Source organism: Streptomyces kronopolitis (genome assembly GCF_014646275.1).
Lineage (GTDB): Bacteria > Actinomycetota > Actinomycetes > Streptomycetales > Streptomycetaceae > Streptomyces > Streptomyces kronopolitis.
In genome coordinates this window covers 375744-391923 of sequence record NZ_BMND01000001.1, presented here as the reverse complement: position 1 = coordinate 391923, position 16180 = coordinate 375744, and the positions used below count along the sequence as shown (strand labels likewise).

Here is a 16180-nt window from a genome sequence, read left to right as displayed (position 1 = left end):
GGCTCACCGTGCTTGCGGGAATGACAATTCCATCGCCGGAAACCTCTCCGGTGAGTAATCACGACTCCATCCGTATCGCTCGATCGAATGACAGCTCGCTCACTTGCTCAAACAAGAGAACATGCCGGTGCTGAGTGGGCTAAGACGGGTGATAGCGCCCATGACGCCTATGACTCCCATGGCACCTATGCCGCAAGTGATGTGTGTGCCCGAACATGCGGACGGGTGGACGCACGTCCCGGCGGCGGGATCCCCGGCCGCTCGGCCCAAGGACGCTATGTGGCGGCGGAGTTGACGCGTTCGACGCCGCGTGGAGCACGTCCCCTGCGGTGGAGGACGCACTCGTCGCAGTACCCGGAGTCCGAGACCCGGTAGTAGAGGCAGCAGCTGTGGCGACGGTAGTCGAGGGGGTCGAGGGTGAGGGTGCCGGCGCTCGCGAGGGGCTCCCGTTCCAGTAGGGCGGTGGCGAGCGGGAGCGGCGGGTGCGGGGCGTGCGGAGCGCGCCTGGTCAAGGTGCGTACGGCGCCCATGAGCGCGGAGGTGGCGTTGCCCTGCAGCACCTTCGGCGAGAGTCCGATGTGCCGGCGCATCGCCTCGTCCAGCGGCCGCAGGTGGCGTACGACGATGCTCTCGTACAGGGCGTCGGGCAGGTCGTGGCCACGGGAGCGGGCCGGCAGCTCGGGCAGCCAGAGGTCGATCGGGCCGGAGGCGGTCGCGCGCCACCACAGCCGCTCGGGCGCGAGGTCGGGTACCTCACCTGTCAGTGCGGTGGCGGCCAGGGCGACCGACCACAGGCGGGCCGCCGTTCCGATGTGGAGGGTCGAGGCGGACACCCGTCGCTGATCGGTGCCGAGTCGTTTGCCCATGGCGGCGACGGAGGCTTCCAGCGCTCCCTGGTCCCCGTGCAGTTCGCTCAGCGGCGAGAAGTGCGCGGCATCGGGTCGTGGCCCGCTGGACACCTTGAAGTAGGGGCCGATGGCGGAGATCTGAGCGAGTGTGTCGGTGGTCATCATGGGTGCCCCGCTCGGGTCGGTCGTGGAAGGAAGCGTGACCTGCCTTTCGGCCGAGGAGCCACGCGACGTCGGTGTTCGTGTATGCCGGGCCCATGCATCCGCGCGTCCCCTCCCCCATGTCTCTCCCCTCGGCAGCTTTATTGCACGACTATCCCAGTTGCACATAACTTGCGGAACCGTGGCCTCCCGCTGTGCGGCGTGCGCCGCCTCCCGAAAATGCCTGGAAGGAAACCCATGAAGAGCAGACGCTCGCTGCCGTTGCTGCTGACCGCGCTCGTGGCCATCTCGGTGGCCGGCTGTGGCGGCCCCGTCAAGCAGAGCGACGCCTCCTCAGCGGGCCCCGCCCCGAAGGGGTTCCCCGTCACCGTGTCCAACTGCGGCGTGCGGACCACCTACCAGCGCCCGCCGCAGCGGGCCGTCTCGCTGAACCAGCACGCGACCGAGGTCATGCTGGCGCTCGGGCTGCAGAAGTCGATGGTGGGCACGGGCTATCTCGACGACAAGATCCTCCCGCAATACCGGAGCGCCTACGGCAAGGTCAAAGTCCTGTCGAAGGAGTACCCCTCGTTCGAGACGCTACTGGCGGCCGAGCCCGACTTCGTCTACGGCGGGTTCGCCAGCGCCTTCGACGAGAAGGAGGGACGCGGCCGCGCCGCCCTCACCAAGGCCGGGATCAACACGCATCTGAACATCGAGGGGTGCGCCAAGGGACCCGTGACGATGGACCGGATGGACGAGGAGATCCGTACCGTCGCCAAGATATTCGGCGTACGGGAACGAGGAGAACGGGAGGTGCGGAGTCTGCACACCTTGCTCGACGGCGTGCGGCGCAAGCTCTCCGGGGTCTCGCCGGTCAAGGCCGTCGTCTATGACAGCGGCGACAAGACCGCCTTCACCGCGGGCGGCAAGGGCATCGGCAATGAGGTGATCAAGCGGGCCGGCGGGGCGAATCTCTTCGCCGACCTGGACAAGCCCTTCGGTGATGTCTCGTTCGAGCAGATCGCGCAGCGGGCGCCCGACGTCATCGTCCTCTACGACTACGGCGACCAGTCCGCCGAGGCCAAGAAGAAGTTCCTGCTGTCCAACCCGGCGCTGAAGGACGTGCCGGCGATCAAGAACAAGCGCTTCGCGGTGCTGCCGCTGTCGTCCACCGTGCTCGGCGTGCGGGTTCCGTCGGCCGTGGAGTCGCTGGCCCGCCAGCTCCACCCGGGGCGCTTCCGGTGACCGTGGTGAAGCAGGCGCCCGGGGCGGTCGAAGGGCCCGGCGGGCGGGAGCGGCACGGTCCACTCGCCGGGCGGCGCCCCGGAGTTCCCTACTCCCTGGTGCTCGCTGTTCTGGGCGTCGTGCTGCTCGGCGCCGCGACAGCCGGCATCGCGGCGGGCTCGATCAGCATCCCGGCCGACCAGGTCTGGAGCATCCTGCTGCACCGGTTGCATCCGGCGCTGGCCGAGCCGACATGGACCCCGGTGCGCGAGACGATCGTCGTCGACGTCCGACTGCCCCGGGTTCTGCTGGCCGGTGCCGTGGGCGCGGGACTGTCCGTGTCCGGGGCGGCGCTGCAGGCCCTGGTCCGCAATCCGCTGGCCGACCCGATGCTGCTCGGGATCTCGTCGGGCGCATCGGTCGGCGCGGTGCTCGTACTGGTCCTGAACGTGACCGTGTTCGGCATGTTCTCGCTGCCCATCGCGGCGTTCTGCGGGGCGCTGGCCGCGCTGGTCGCCGTCTATCTGCTGGCCCGTTCCGGCGGGAGGATGACCACGGTGCGGCTGGTGCTGGCGGGCGTGGCCATGGCCGAGGTGCTCTCCGCGCTGGCCAGCTTCCTCATCGTCACCTCCCACGACCCGCACAAGACCCAGTCCGCCCTGCGCTGGATGCTCGGCGGGCTGGCCGGCACCACCTGGACGACGGTGTGGATCCCGGTCGGTGCGGTCCTGCTGGGGACGGCGGTGCTGCTCGGCGTCTGCCGCTCGCTCAACCTCCTGCTGGCCGGGGAGGAAGCCGCGGCGGCCCTCGGCCTGGACGTGCACCGCTTCCGGGCCTCGCTCTTCACCCTCGTCGCGCTGATGATCGGCACGATCGTCGCGGTCAGCGGGCAGATCGGCTTCGTCGGACTGATCCTGCCGCATGTGGTGCGGCTGCTGGTGGGCGCCGACCAGCGCCGCGCGCTGCCCGCCGCCGCGCTGCTGGGGGCGGCCTTCCTGATCGCCGCCGACCTGGCCGCACGCACCATGATGAGTCCGGAGGAGATCCCCGTCGGCATTCTCACCGCCCTGGTCGGCGGCCCGTTCTTCCTGTGGCTGATGCGGCGGAAGGCGGCCCGATGACGACCGGCACGACAGCCGCGGCCGGGGCGCTCGACGCGCAAGAGGTCTCCGTCGTGGTCAACGGCAAAACCCTGGTCCATCCGGCGTCCCTGCAGGTGGCGCCCGGCGAGATGGTGGCGCTCGTGGGCCCCAACGGGGCCGGCAAGTCGACGCTGCTGCGCACGTTCTACCGGGCGCAGCGCCCCACCTCCGGCCGGGTGCTGCTGGACGGCACGGATGTCTGGCGGATGCCCGGCAAACGACTCGCGCAGCAACTGGCGGCCGTCCTCCAGGAAACCGCCGGCGACTTCGAACTCACCGTGTACGACGTGGTCGCCATGGGCCGCACGCCGCACAAGCGGGCCTTCGCGGGCGACGACGCGGACGACCGCGACATCATCCTGCGAGCGCTGGAGGAACTGCACGTCGACGCCCTGGCACACGCGCCGTTCGACCAGCTCTCGGGCGGGGAGAAACAGCGCGTCCTGATCGCCCGAGCGCTCGCACAACGCACCGGCACGATGGTGCTGGACGAGCCGACCAACCACCTGGACCTGCGCCATCAGCTCGACACACTGCGGCTCGTCCGAAGACTCGGCGCCACCGCCGTCATCGCCCTGCACGACCTCAACCTGGCCGCCGCCTTCTGCGACCGGATCTGCGTGATGGACGCCGGCCGGGTGGTCGCGACCGGAACACCGGTGGAGGTACTCACCCCCGCGCTGCTGTCCGAGGTCTACCGCGTCGAGGCAGAGGTGACCGAGCACCCACGCACGGGCGTGCCGCATGTCACCGTGCAGGCATCTCCGTGACACCGCAGTGCCCGGGGCAACTCCGTCGGGGTGGGGCATCGGGTACGAGACACGCACACCGCCCAGGTGGAGCGAACGTCCTGGCGGTGCGCGGGCTGCCTGCTCGTACCAACAGGGCTATGGAGTGGGCGTCCGGGCGGCGATGAGGGTGATGTCGTCGCGTGGGTCGCCGAGTTCTCGGGCGAGTTGGGCGCACAGGTCGGGCAGTGGAAGGTGGCGGTGGGTCGTGGCGTGCTGGCGGAGGCGGGTCATGCCGGTGTCGAGGGACTGGGTACGGGATTCGACCAGGCCGTCGGTGTAGAGCAGCAGCGTGGCGCCGGCCGGGAGCGGGGCGCGTGCGGTGGGACGTGGGGTGCCGGGACGCAGCCCGAGGAGCATCTCGTGCCCGTCGTCGAGGTAGCAGCCGGTGCCGTCGGCGGTGATGAGGAGTGGCGGCGGATGTCCCGCCGCTGACCAGGCCAGCTGCCACGTTCCGTCCGTGGCGCGGTGCAGGCGGGCGAGGACGGCGGTGGCCGAGTCCGCGAGGGTCAGCCGTGCCTGGGCCGTGTCGAGACGGCGGAGGATCTGACCGGGCGCCTCCTCGGGACGGTCGACGGCCAGGGCGCGGAGCATGTTGCGCAGCTCGCTCATGCGGGAGGCGGCCTGGATGTCGTGTCCGGTGACATCGCCGATGACCATGGCGATGTCACCGCCCTCCAGGGGGAAGGCGTCGTACCAGTCGCCGCCGACCTCTGCCGCATGCTGGGCGGGTTCGTAGTGGGCGGCCAGCTCCAGGTCCGCGACGTCGGGCAGATCGGTGAGCAGCGCGCGCTGCAGGGTGGCGGCGATGTCGGCCTGGGCCGCGTGCAGGCGGGAGTTGTCCAGCCCGAGGGCGATGCGACGGGCCACTTCCTCGGCCAGCAGGCGATCGGCCTCGTTGAAGGGCGGGCTGGCGGGGGCCCGCGTCAAGGTCAGTGCTCCGAAGGTGGTCGCCCGCAGCCGGATGGGGATGACGACCGCTTCCTCGGCCTCCACCAGCGTCAGCAGATCTTGCCCATCGCCCGGTGCGGTGACCGGCAGGTGGGTGTTCAGGTGCTGGGGCCCGGCCCCCTTGAGGACCCGCCGCAACGCCTCGGCGTGGGCCGGGCGGTCGGGCATTGCGCTGTCGTGGAGGGAGCCCGGGGGCAGCACACCGGGAATGTGGTGCGCGCCGGCCACGCGGCGCCGCCCGCGGCCCTCGGCCACGTCGATCAACGCCGTGTCGGCGATCCGCGGAACCAGCTGCCGCACCACCCGTCCCAGCGCTTCCTCCGCGTCCAGCGTGCTGACCATGGCCAGTGTCACCTCGCTGAGCCAGGTCGCCTCGGCCAGATCGTATTCGGCCTGCTCGCGCATGGTCTCGCTGTGCGCGTAGCGCTCCGCGCGCCGGCCTTCCCGCGCACGCTGGGCGGACGCGTCGTGGAAGACCACCACGGCACCCTCGTCATGTCCCATGTGTGCCGGCAGCGGCGCCGCGGTCCACCACACCTGCAGCGCGGTGCCGTCCGCCCGCAACAGCACCGCCCGGTCGCCGCTGACGCGTTTGCCGAGCGCGATGTCCTTGAGGATGGGCCGCTGAGTGGGCAGGCTGCCCTCCTCGGCGGGCGGGTGCAGCGTGCGATGCGCGTTGACGCCGATCAGGGTGCCGGGCTCGTACCCGAGCAGCTTCTCCGCCCAGGGATTGCAGGCGACCACCAGTCCCTGACCGTCCACGGCGTACACCCCGGCGCCGGCCGCGGCGAACAACTCCGACATCAGCGCCTCGCCCCTGCCCCGGCCGGCGGCGGGATCCGTCTGCGGGAGTCTCTCCACCCGCCGTATTCTGCCCTTCCGCCGCTCCGCGGTTGACGGGACCCGGGAAACCCGACCCTCATTGGCCGGGAGCCTTGCACGCCCCTGCGACGTCCTCGTAGACCTCCACCACGCCGTCCAGCCCGGTCAGCTCCAGCAGCCTGCGCACCTGGACACCGGGGCCGGCCAGCCGCAGCCCCCCACCGAGTGCCTCGGCGCCGCGGATCCCGTACACCAGTACGCCCAGGCCCGAGGAGTCCATGAAGGTGACCTGCTCCAGGTCCAGCACCAGCCACGCCCGGTCCTCCGCGGTCAGGGCGTCGATGACCTCTCGCAGCTCCGGCACCAGGCAGAGGTCCACCTCACCGGCGAGGACCACCACCGCCCACGGCCCGCAATCCCCGGTTCGTCGAACGCTGGACGCCGGAACCAACACGGTGGTTCCTCCTCACCCTGGAATCTCCCCATCCTCCCACCCCATCGACCCGCGGAGGCCATCGGCGTCACCCGCTCGTTCCTGGCCGGGGTGTGCCCGGCGCGCAACCCTCGGTGTCGGACACTGAGGAAAACCGCGGAAAACGGAGGCAGGGCCGAACCGCGTCGGCCGTGCGTGCGTCCTACACGTGGACGCCGCGGGCCGCCCCGCGTGGCTTGCGGTGGCCGGGCGAATCGCACGTGCACAGGGCTGGTGGAGGACGCGCAGTGTCGGATGAGGGACGGCTCGTGGCCGGACGCTACCGGCTCGCGGAGCGCATCGGACGCGGCGGCATGGGCACGGTCTGGCGCGCCGAGGACGAGGTCCTGGGCCGCCAGGTCGCGCTGAAGCGACTGCACTCGCAGCCGCACCTGGCCGAGGACGAGCTCGCCACGCTGTATGAGCGCACCCGCCGCGAGGCGCGCAGCGCCGCCCGCATCACACATCCGAACGTGATCGTCGTCCATGACGTCGTGGACGACGACGGCCGGCCCTGCATCGTCATGGAGTACGTCGCGCCGCCCACGCTCAGCGAGCTGCTCAAGGGCGGCCGGACCATCGGGCCCGAGGAGGCGGGCCGCATCGGCCTGGGCATGGTCGCCGCCCTGCGGGCCGCGCACGCCGCCGGCGTGCTGCACCGCGACGTCAAGCCCGGCAATGTCCTCCTGGGCACGGGCGAGCGGGTGGTGCTCACCGACTTCGGCATCGCGATGACGGCCGGGGCGTCGACGCTGACCAAGACCGGCGAGCTGGTCGGGTCGATCGACTACATGGCGGCGGAGCGCGTCCGCGGACGGACACCGGGGGCCGCTTCCGACCTGTGGGCACTGGGCGCGACCCTGTACCAGGCAGTGGAGGGGCGGCCGCCGTTCCGGCGTGACACCGCGATGGAGACCGCGTACGCCATCGCCGTCGACCCGCCGGAGCCGATGAAGCACGCCGGTCCCCTGGAACCGGTCATCGGGGCCCTCCTGTCCAAGGACCCGGACGACCGGCCGTCGGCGGACCAGATCGAGCAAGCCCTGCGGGACGCACGCTCGGGCGAGTCGACGGCGGGGATGTCACCAGCGGTCACCGGTGCGACCTCACCGGTGGAACGGCATTCCGTGGCCGGACCGGACCCCCTCCAGGAGCCCGGGTCAGAGGCTCGGGCCACGAGCGACGGGTCCGCACCCCCGACAGTGCCGGTGCCCCCACGGACCGCCGCCGGACGGGGCCGCCGCCGGGGCCGCAAGCGCCTCCTCCTTGCCTCGACCGCCGTCACCGTGACCGCGGCGGCCACCGCCGGGGCGCTCTACGCGGCATCGCACCGCAACCAGGGCGCGCCCGAGGCCCGGCAGAGCCATCACGCCACCCCGTCCTCGCCGGCGGCATCGCCGGTGCCCCACGGCTACCACCAGGTCAGGGAGGAGAAAATCGGCGCCTCCTTCCCCGTTCCGAACGGCTGGAAGAACTCGAAACGCACAGCCGAACAGGTCACCTACATCAACCCCGTCAGCCATGTCGAACTCACGATCAGGACAGTGGCTCCCGCTGGCCCCAACCCCATGTCCCGCATCGCGGACCAGGAGTCGAACACAAAGGTCAACTACCCCATATATCGCCGGCTGCGCATGACAGAGACGACGTTCCGGAACCAGCCGGCGGCGGTATGGGAGTTCGCCTTCCGGGGAAAGGCATCCTACCGAGCCATCGAACTCGGATTCGGCCACGAAGGCGGCCGGGAGTACGACATCTACGTCTCGGCGCCGGAAGGGAAGTGGGACACCTACCGTCCCGTCTTCGACAAGGTCCTGGATGGTTTCCTCCCGACCGCTTCCTGAGACAGCCAGTTCCTGAACTCCTCGCTACCGGACGGCACTTGACGGGTGGCAGCACCCGCGCCCTGCACGCGGACGAGCAGTCCAACCCCTTAGCGGTCTGGAGTCCACACGGCCGAGGGACGCCATTCTCGCTTGATCAAACCGAACACCCACGAGTCGGATACCTCGCCGTTCACGACGCAGTCCTCCCGCAGCGTCCCTTCACGCACGAATCCGACCTTCTCCAGCACCCGGGCGGATGCCTCGTTGCGCGTATCGGCCTCGGCCTGGACTCGATTCAGGTCCAGTGTGTCGAATGCCCACTCCAGCAAGGCGTGCGCGGCCTCTGTCGCGTAGCCGTGGCCCCACATCGCTTCGTCGAGGCAGTAGCCCAACGACGCACTGCGGTAGTCCGGGTTCCATCCGGTCAGACCGCACCAGCCGACGAAGGCACCGTCAGAGGCACGGTCGATGGCCACCCGTGCCCCGGTTCCTTCGTCCGCGATCGTCCGGCACTTCGCGATGAAACGAGCGGCGCGGGCATGGTCGGTCCACGGCGGGGAGTCCCAGTAGCGCATCACGTAGGTGCTGCTGTGCAGTGCGAAGAGGGGCTCGGCGTCGGCGTCGGTGAAGGGCCGCAGCCGCAGGCGAGCGGTGTGCAGTGTAGGGGTAGCCAATGTCATGCGCACCATCCTGTGTCCTCTTGGGGCGGGCAGAACAGCGAATATCCGACCCCGGTCCGCGGCAGTGCGGCCCCGGAGAAGCCGTCGCCATGCGAGGGCGGGGCTTCTGCGGGATCCTGGGGGCCAGGGGGCGCGCCCGGCAGTGGCGACACGTGGCACCGCAGCACCCAGTGAGGAGGGCCGGCTGTGATGAGCGAGCCAGATACGGGCGGCGGAGAGCGTCAGGCCGGGGCGGCTCCGCTCTCGGCGGTCGAGTTGCGCGTCAACGATCAGGTGCGGCGGCTCGAACTGGATCCGCGGACCTCGCTGCTCGACGCGTTGCGTGAGCATCTGCGTCTGAGCGGCACCAAAAAGGGGTGTGACCATGGCCAGTGCGGCGCCTGCACGGTGCTGGTCAACGGACGGCGGATCAATTCCTGTCTGACGCTGGCCGTCATGCACGAGGGCGACGAGGTGGTGACGATCGAGGGTCTGGGCGCGCCCGATGATCTGCATCCCATGCAGCGCGCCTTTGTCGAGTGTGATGGCTTCCAGTGCGGTTACTGCACTCCTGGCCAGATCTGTTCCGCCGTCGGCATGCTGGCGGAGGTGCGGGCGGGTTCGCCCAGTCATGCCACCGCTGAAGTCGCCTCGTCTCGGATCTCGTTGACCGATGAGGAGATCCGCGAGCGGATGAGCGGCAACATCTGCCGGTGCGCCGCCTATCCGAACATCGTCGCGGCCATCCGCGGCATCGCGGAGGGAGGCGCAGCATGAGGCCCTTCACCTACGAGCGGCCGACGGACGCACGGACCGCCGTGTCCGCGGTGTCCAGAAGCGGCGCCAAGTTCATCAGCGGCGGCACCAATCTGCTCGACCTGATGAAGCTCGACATCGAGCATCCCAGCCATCTGATCGACATCAGCAGGCTCCCGATGCGGGACATCGAGGAGCTGCCGGACGGCGGACTGCGCATCGGCGCCCAGGCGGTGAATTCCGATGTGGCCGCCGATGACCGAGTACGCACCCGCTATCCGGTGCTGTCGCAGGCGCTGGTGTCCGGCGCCTCGGGCCAGTTGCGCAACAAGGCGTCCACCGGGGGAAACCTGTTGCAGCGCACTCGCTGCCCCTACTTCTACGACACGGCCGCCGGCTGCAACAAGCGGGATCCCGGATCCGGCTGCTCGGCGATCGGTGGGTTCAATCGGATCCACGCGGTCCTCGGCGCCAGCGACGCCTGCATCGCCACGCACCCCTCGGACATGGCCGTCGCGATGACCGCCCTGGAGGCAGAGATCGAGCTGCTCGACGCCGAGGGATCGGTGCGCCGCGTCGTCATCACGGACTTCTACCGGCTGCCCGGCGACACCCCGCACCTGGAGACCGTACTGCGGCCCGGCGAGTTGATCACGGGCGTGATCCTGCCCCCTCCCCCGCCGGGCCGGCAGCTCTACCGCAAGGTCCGCGACCGGGCGTCCTACGAGTTCGCGCTGGTGTCCGTGGCGGCGGTCGTCTCGACCGAGCGGGGAATGATCAGCGAGGCGCGGGTGGCGTTCGGGGGTGTGGCGCACAAGCCGTGGCGGTCCTTCGAGGCGGAGGCCGCCTTGATCGGCCGCCCCGCCGAGATGGCCACCTATCGCGACGCCGCCCGGGCCGCGATGCGCGACGCGGTGGGCCAGGGGCACAACGACTTCAAGATCGAGCTGGCTCGGCGCACGCTGTGCCGCACGCTGGCACAAGCGGCCCGGTCGAGCTGAGGAGGCGAGATGATCGGGCAGCCTGTGAACCGCGTGGACGGGCCGTTGAAGGTCTCCGGCCGGGCCACCTACGCCTACGAGTACTGGGACGCCGGCCAGCCGCTCTACGGCTGCATCGTTGGCGCGACGATCGGCAAGGGCCGCATCACCCGCATCCACACCGAGAACGCCGAACGCGCCCAGGGCGTACGGATGGTGATGACACATCAGAATGTCCCGGTACAAGGTGTCCGTGACGAGTCGGTCCAGTTCGAGTACTGGCGCGCCCAGCCGGTGCTGACCGGTCCGGACATCCACTATCACGGCGAGCCGGTGGCACTCGTCGTCGCCGCGACCTTCGAGCAGGCCCGAGCGGCGGCCGACCTCCTCGACGTGGAGTACACCGTCGGGCGGGGACGTTTCGCCTTCGCCGCGGACGACGACGAGGCGTACATCCCGAAGGTGGTCAACGCCGGGCTCCCCACCGATACCGCGGTGGGCGACTTCGAGGCCGGATTCCGTGCCGCCGCCGTACGGGTCGACCAGCGCTACACCACACCGTATGAGTTCTCGATGCCGATGGAACCGCACGCGTGCCTGGTGGAACCGCGCGGCGAGGACCTGGTCGTCCATGTCAGCTCGCAGATCGTCGATGCGGCACAGACCTCGGTCGCCGCCACGCTGCGGATGGCCCCTGAGCGGATTCACATCGTCACGCCGTTCGTCGGCGGGGGCTTCGGCTCCAAGCTGGGCGTCCACGCCGAGACGATCCTGGCGGCGCTGGCCGCCCGCGTGCTGGGCCAACCGGTCAAGGTCGCGCTGACCCGGCAGCAGATCTTCCAACTCGTCGGTATGCGCCCCACATCGAGCCAGCGGGTGCGGCTGGCAGCGGGGCGCGACGGAAAACTGACGGCGATCGCTCATGACGTCACCATGCACACCAACCCCGACCTGGAGTTCGCCGAGCAGACCGCCGCTACCACCCGCAGCCTCTACGCCGCGCCCCACAGGTTGACCAGCCACCGGCTCACCCCGCTCGATCTGCCGCGCGGGGCGGACGTCCGCGCGCCGGGCGAGGCACCGGGCCTGCTGGCGGTCGAGTCAGCGGTGGACGAGCTGGCCCACGCCCTCGGGATGGACCCGATCGAGGTGCGGATCCGCAACGAGCCCACCGTCGACCCCGAGCGGGATGTGCCGTACAGCGACCGCCACCTGGTCGACTGCCTGCGCGACGGCGCACGCCGGTTCGGCTGGGAGCACCGGCCCGCCACGCCCGCGAGTCTGCGCGAGGGCAGATGGCTGGTCGGCTACGGCATGTCTGCCGCCATCCGCGGGCATTTCCAGGGGCCGACAGCGGTGCAGGTGCGGCTGGAGGCGGACGGCACCGGCGTCGTCCGGACGGACATGACCGACATCGGCACGGGCACCTACACCATCCTGACCCAGGTCGTGGCGGACGGACTCGGACTGCCGGCCGACCGGGTGCGGGTGGAGCTCGGGCGCTCCGGGCTGCCCACCAGCTGGGGATCCGGTGGCTCGTGGGGCGCCGCCAACTCCTGCGCGGCGGCGGCTCGGGCGTGCGCGGCCCTGCGGGAGAAGGTGCTGGTCGCGGCATGCGGCGACGCGGACTCCCCGCTGCACGGCCGGGACCCGGCAGGTGCCCATTTCGGCGACGGCAGCGTACGCATCGATGGCGCGGAAGGCGCGTCCCAGGCCCTGGGCGAGATCGTGGCACGCCACCATCCCGAAGGCATGGAGGCCCAGGGCGAGATCCGCTTCATGGGCGACGATCCGAACTACTCGGACTACTCGATCCACACCTACGGCGCCCATTTCGCCGAGGTCGGGGTCGACGCGGACACCGCCGAGATCCGTCTGCGGCGGATGCTGGGGGTGTTCTCCGTGGGTCGCGTGCTCAATCCGAAGACAGCGCGCTCACAGTTGATCGGCGGCATGATCTGGGGCGCCGGCGCGGCCCTCGAGGAGGAGGCAGTGGTCGACTCGCGATCCGGCGCCTTCGTCAACCGGGACCTCGCCCAATATCTGGTCCCCGTCCATGCCGACGTCCCCGACGTCGAAGCCGTCATACTCGACGGATACGACGACAAGGCCAACCTCCTGGGCGCGAAGGGCGTCGGCGAGTTGGGCATTTGCGGCGCGGGCGCGGCGGTGGCGAACGCGGTGTTCAACGCCACGGGTCTGCGCGTGCGCGACTTCCCCATCACGATCGAGAAGCTGCTGCCCGGGCTGCCGGACGTGGATGCCTGACTCTGCGGCCGGTCTGCCGAGCGTGGATGCCTGATTCCGACTCCGTGGCCCAATCTCCGGCCTCTCGGCACAAGTCTGCGGTGTAGTCACGGAGTTGACGTTCAGCGCCGCCTGCAACGTACTACGTATGTCGCGCGAAATGGCGGGACCGCCATCTTCAGCGATGTCTTTGCCCTGCCCTACAGCACCAAGCGCAGGGCCGACAACCGGGCACAGGCCATCTAGAACATGCAAGGCACCTTGGGGAGCCGGCTACTCCCAAAGAGAGCTCACTCCCCTCCGGCGGCGGCGTGCAGGCACAGCAGGCGGTCGACCAGTTCGTCGGTGTAGGCGGGAGTGAGCGGGCCCGTGCCGAACAGGATGCGGATGTACATCGGGGACAGGATGAGATCGAGCACCTGGAGGACGTCCGGCGGGTGTTCGCCTCGATCCCGGGCCCGGTCGAGCATGGCCTGTAGCTGGCGGGTGCGTTCGGCGAGAAACGCGTCGCGGGCGTCCAGGCCCGGCTGCCCGGAGTTGGACAGGGAGAGGGCCAGGCGCAGTATCGCCATCCCGTCCGGCCCGGCGACGTCGCGGGCGGCGGTGGCCGCGTAGGTGCGCAGATCGCCCTCCAGGCTGCCGGTGTCGGGGGTGGGGGAGGTCATGGTGAGCCGGGTGATGGCCACGTCCGAGAGGAGGGCTTCCAGGTTTCCCCAACGGCGGTAGACGCTCGTGTCGGCCACGCCCGCGCGGGCGGCGACGTCGCCGACGGTGAAGTTCCCGTATCCGCGGTCGCCGGCCAGGTCGGCGACCGCCTGATGCACTGCCGCTCGGACGCGCGCCGCGCGGCCACCGGGCCGACGGGCCGGCTCTCGTTCCCTCTCCATGATCCCCACCTTAACGCAGCCGAGACTTGCGTTTGCTGTTTCCGCGACCCTACAGTCCCACTAAACGCAGCCAACAACTGCTTTAGGAGTTTCGATGGAGCCCCTGTTCTTCCCGCACAACCCTTCGTTCTGGTTCGAGACACTGCGGTCCTTCGGGCACATCGCCTACGGCGGCGCCGACTTCGGGGAGGTCGTGGTGACCACTCAGCGGATCACCGCCGGCGACTACGACAGCTGGCACGACGAGTGGCTCGCCACCGCCGACCGGGTGGCCGACGAGGGACGTACGGCCCTGGCCGGCGGGCACCGCGTCAGCGCCCGGGACGCCTTCCTGCGGGCGTCGAACTACTACCGAAGCGCCGAGTTCTTCCTGCACGGCGACGCCACGGACCCGCGCATCCTGCACGCGTACGACGCGTCGGTGAGGTGTTTCCGCCAGGCCGCCGCACTGTTCACCCCGGCCATCGAGCCGGTGGAGATCCCCTACGAGGACACCGTGCTGCCGGGGTACCTGTACCGCGCCGACGACTCGGGCGCCGCCCGGCCGACCGTGGTCATGTTCAACGGGTTCGACGGCACGGCCGAGGAAATGCACTTCAGCGGCGCCGCCGCGGCAGTCGAGCGCGGCTACAACGTCCTGTCCTTCGACGGCCCCGGCCAGCCGGGCACCCGCCACCACCACGGTCTAATGTTCCGTCCCGACTGGGAGAACGCAGTCGGCCCCGTCCTCGACTACGCCCTCACCCGCCCCGAAGTCGACCCCGCCTGGGTCGCCCTGCTGGGCAACAGCATGGGCGGCCTGCTCGCGCCACGCGCCGCGGGCTTCGAGCACCGCCTCGCCGCCGTCATCGCCCTCGACGGCGTCTACGACCTGGGCGACATGGCCACCGGCTTCCTGTCCCTCGACCGCGCCGAGGCCGAACGGCGGCTGCGCGCCGACCACGACCCCGAACTCGACGCCGCCGTGGAGGCGGCCATGGCCGCCAGCCCCAAGATTCGCTGGCTCGTCGACCAGGGCATGTACGTCATGGGGGCCGACACCCCGCGCGGGCTCTTCGCCACCTTCCTCGACTATCACCTGCGCGACGGCATCGCCCAGAAGATCACCTGCCCCACCCTGGTCTGCTCGGCCCCGGACGACGTGTTCTTCGAGGGCCAGCCCGAACTGCTCCACAAGCACCTGACCTGCCCCAAGACGCTGCTGGAGTTCACCGCCGCACTGGGCGCGGACGCACACTGCCAAGCGGGCGCCCAACGCCTGGCCTTCGCCCGCGTGTACGACTGGCTGGACGACGTCATGACCGAAAGCGCCTGAGTACCTGACCCGACTGCCCTGCACAAGGCAGTCGTGAGCGGTGGCTTACCTGCCATCGCTGCTCCCGCCGTATTCGACTGCCCTCCGCTCAGCACGCCTTGCCCCTGCCGGCCCGTGACGTACCCCCACGGGCCAGTACGTCGCGCCCGCCTCCAAGCGAGACTTCGGCCGCGCTCCCAGGCCACAGGCCGGACGGCCTCGCCAGTGACCAGCCCCGCACCAGCGGGGAGAACCGACCAGCCGTGACGAGGAGGCCGGTCTCTTTCCGACAGCCCCTTGAATTAACGGCGTTGGTTCAAGAACTTCGGCCCGAGAGAGCTCCTGAGATCTACCTCAAGCACGGGATGAAGCAGTCGAGTTCGAGGAGCCTTAGAGGTTGTCTCACGTGGACAGGTTCCTGAGCTCCTTGCAGCAGGTCGGGGCGGTGACCATAGCTGACCACGGCTCCGCCAGTTGTTGCGGACCGCGTATGGGACCTTGAGACCTTGAGAAGCCGATGGCAGGCTCGTGCCGCATGATCGATGAGTTCGCGAAAGACAACCTGCACAAGAGACTGCGGCGGGACCGTGAGGCGTTGCTCTGGAAGATCGACGGCTTGTCCGAATACGACGCGCGCCGGCCTCTGACAGCGACCGGGACCAACCTCCTCGGCCTGGTCAAACACGTGGCCACGGTCGAAGCCAGGTACTTCGGTGAGGTCTTCGACCGCCCTTCTCCGGAACCGCTGTGCCGGTGGCAGGAATCCGACGGCAGCGATCAATGGGCGGCCGAGAACGAGACACGCGATCAGATCGTAGGGTTCTACCGGCGCACGTGGGAACACTCGGACGCGACGATCAATGAGCTTGCCCTCGATGCCCCCGGCCACGTGCCCTGGTGGTCGGAGCCTCATCCGAACACGAACCTGTTCGCCATCATGGTCCATGTCCTCGGCGAGACCATCCGGCATGCCGGGCACGCCGACATCCTGCGCGAGGGCATCGACGGCCGGACCGGGGTGCGCGCCGAAAACGAGCAGCCGATCGACGAGGAAGCCCGTGCAGCCTACTTCGCGAAGATCGAGCAGGCCGCCAGGACGGCCGCACCAACCAAGGCTTAGAAGGCTGTTCACGACGTGAC

General features: G+C 69.9%; 14 protein-coding genes. 9 read left to right on the top strand and 5 right to left on the bottom strand.

Annotated elements, in window-relative coordinates:
• Positions 1–275: 275 nt before the first annotated feature.
• On the bottom strand, positions 276–1013 hold the full coding sequence (locus IEY78_RS01470) for a (2Fe-2S)-binding protein (protein WP_189095602.1): 738 nt from the start codon (positions 1011–1013) through the stop codon (positions 276–278).
• Positions 1014–1247: 234 nt separating this feature from the next.
• Between IEY78_RS01470 and IEY78_RS01465 the strand changes: the two genes are divergently transcribed.
• The 3 genes from IEY78_RS01465 (at position 1248) to IEY78_RS01455 (ending at position 4128) form a co-directional block, all read left to right on the top strand.
• Positions 1248–2237, top strand: coding sequence for an ABC transporter substrate-binding protein (locus IEY78_RS01465; protein WP_189095600.1), 990 nt, complete (start codon positions 1248–1250; stop codon positions 2235–2237).
• Between the two features lie 95 nt (positions 2238–2332).
• Complete coding sequence (locus tag IEY78_RS01460; protein WP_229699642.1) at positions 2333–3337, top strand: FecCD family ABC transporter permease; 1005 nt, start codon at positions 2333–2335, stop codon at positions 3335–3337.
• Entirely contained in the window at positions 3334–4128 is a 795-nt protein-coding gene (locus tag IEY78_RS01455; protein ID WP_189095597.1) for an ABC transporter ATP-binding protein, read from the top strand. Before IEY78_RS01460 ends, IEY78_RS01455 begins: the two co-directional genes overlap by 4 nt.
• A 117-nt stretch (positions 4129–4245) precedes the next feature.
• Here the strand turns inward: IEY78_RS01455 and IEY78_RS01450 are convergent, their stop codons facing one another.
• A complete protein-coding gene (locus tag IEY78_RS01450) occupies positions 4246–5958 on the bottom strand; it encodes a SpoIIE family protein phosphatase (RefSeq protein WP_189095596.1) in 1713 nt (570 codons plus the stop codon).
• A 58-nt stretch (positions 5959–6016) separates the two neighbouring features.
• Positions 6017–6373, bottom strand: a complete 357-nt coding sequence (locus IEY78_RS01445) for an STAS domain-containing protein (protein WP_229699615.1) — start codon at positions 6371–6373, stop codon at positions 6017–6019.
• Between the two features lie 266 nt (positions 6374–6639).
• Here IEY78_RS01445 and IEY78_RS01440 point away from each other — a divergent pair, with 266 nt between their 5' ends.
• Complete coding sequence (locus IEY78_RS01440; protein ID WP_189095595.1) at positions 6640–8235, top strand: serine/threonine-protein kinase; 1596 nt, start codon at positions 6640–6642, stop codon at positions 8233–8235.
• Positions 8236–8324: 89 nt separating this feature from the next.
• Here IEY78_RS01440 and IEY78_RS01435 read toward each other — a convergent pair whose 3' ends face one another.
• Positions 8325–8897, bottom strand: coding sequence for a GNAT family N-acetyltransferase (locus tag IEY78_RS01435; RefSeq protein WP_189095594.1), 573 nt, complete (start codon positions 8895–8897; stop codon positions 8325–8327).
• Between the two features lie 189 nt (positions 8898–9086).
• Here IEY78_RS01435 and IEY78_RS01430 point away from each other — a divergent pair, with 189 nt between their 5' ends.
• Genes IEY78_RS01430 through IEY78_RS01420 form a run of 3 tightly spaced genes read left to right on the top strand, consistent with a single transcriptional unit; the run spans position 9087 to position 12880 of the window.
• Positions 9087–9653: a 2Fe-2S iron-sulfur cluster-binding protein gene (locus IEY78_RS01430; protein WP_189095593.1), complete on the top strand. Its 567-nt coding sequence runs from the start codon at positions 9087–9089 to the stop codon at positions 9651–9653.
• Complete coding sequence (locus IEY78_RS01425) at positions 9650–10633, top strand: FAD binding domain-containing protein (RefSeq protein WP_189095592.1); 984 nt, start codon at positions 9650–9652, stop codon at positions 10631–10633. The genes IEY78_RS01430 and IEY78_RS01425 overlap by 4 nt, the downstream gene beginning before the upstream one ends.
• Before the next feature lie 9 nt (positions 10634–10642).
• Complete coding sequence (locus tag IEY78_RS01420) at positions 10643–12880, top strand: xanthine dehydrogenase family protein molybdopterin-binding subunit (RefSeq protein ID WP_189095591.1); 2238 nt, start codon at positions 10643–10645, stop codon at positions 12878–12880.
• Positions 12881–13149: 269 nt separating this feature from the next.
• Here the strand turns inward: IEY78_RS01420 and IEY78_RS01415 are convergent, their stop codons facing one another.
• Positions 13150–13746 (bottom strand): TetR/AcrR family transcriptional regulator, encoded by a 597-nt coding sequence (locus IEY78_RS01415; protein WP_189095589.1) that lies wholly within the window; start codon positions 13744–13746, stop codon positions 13150–13152.
• A gap of 94 nt (positions 13747–13840) precedes the next feature.
• On the opposite strand from IEY78_RS01415, the gene IEY78_RS01410 reads away from it, so the two are divergent.
• Both IEY78_RS01410 and IEY78_RS01405 read left to right on the top strand, forming a co-directional pair.
• Positions 13841–15061 (top strand): alpha/beta hydrolase family protein, encoded by a 1221-nt coding sequence (locus IEY78_RS01410; RefSeq protein WP_189095587.1) that lies wholly within the window; start codon positions 13841–13843, stop codon positions 15059–15061.
• A 514-nt stretch (positions 15062–15575) separates the two neighbouring features.
• Positions 15576–16160 carry a DinB family protein gene (locus tag IEY78_RS01405; protein ID WP_189095586.1) on the top strand — a complete coding sequence of 195 codons (585 nt, stop codon included), beginning with the start codon at positions 15576–15578 and terminating at the stop codon, positions 16158–16160.
• The last annotated feature ends 20 nt before the right edge of the window (positions 16161–16180 follow it).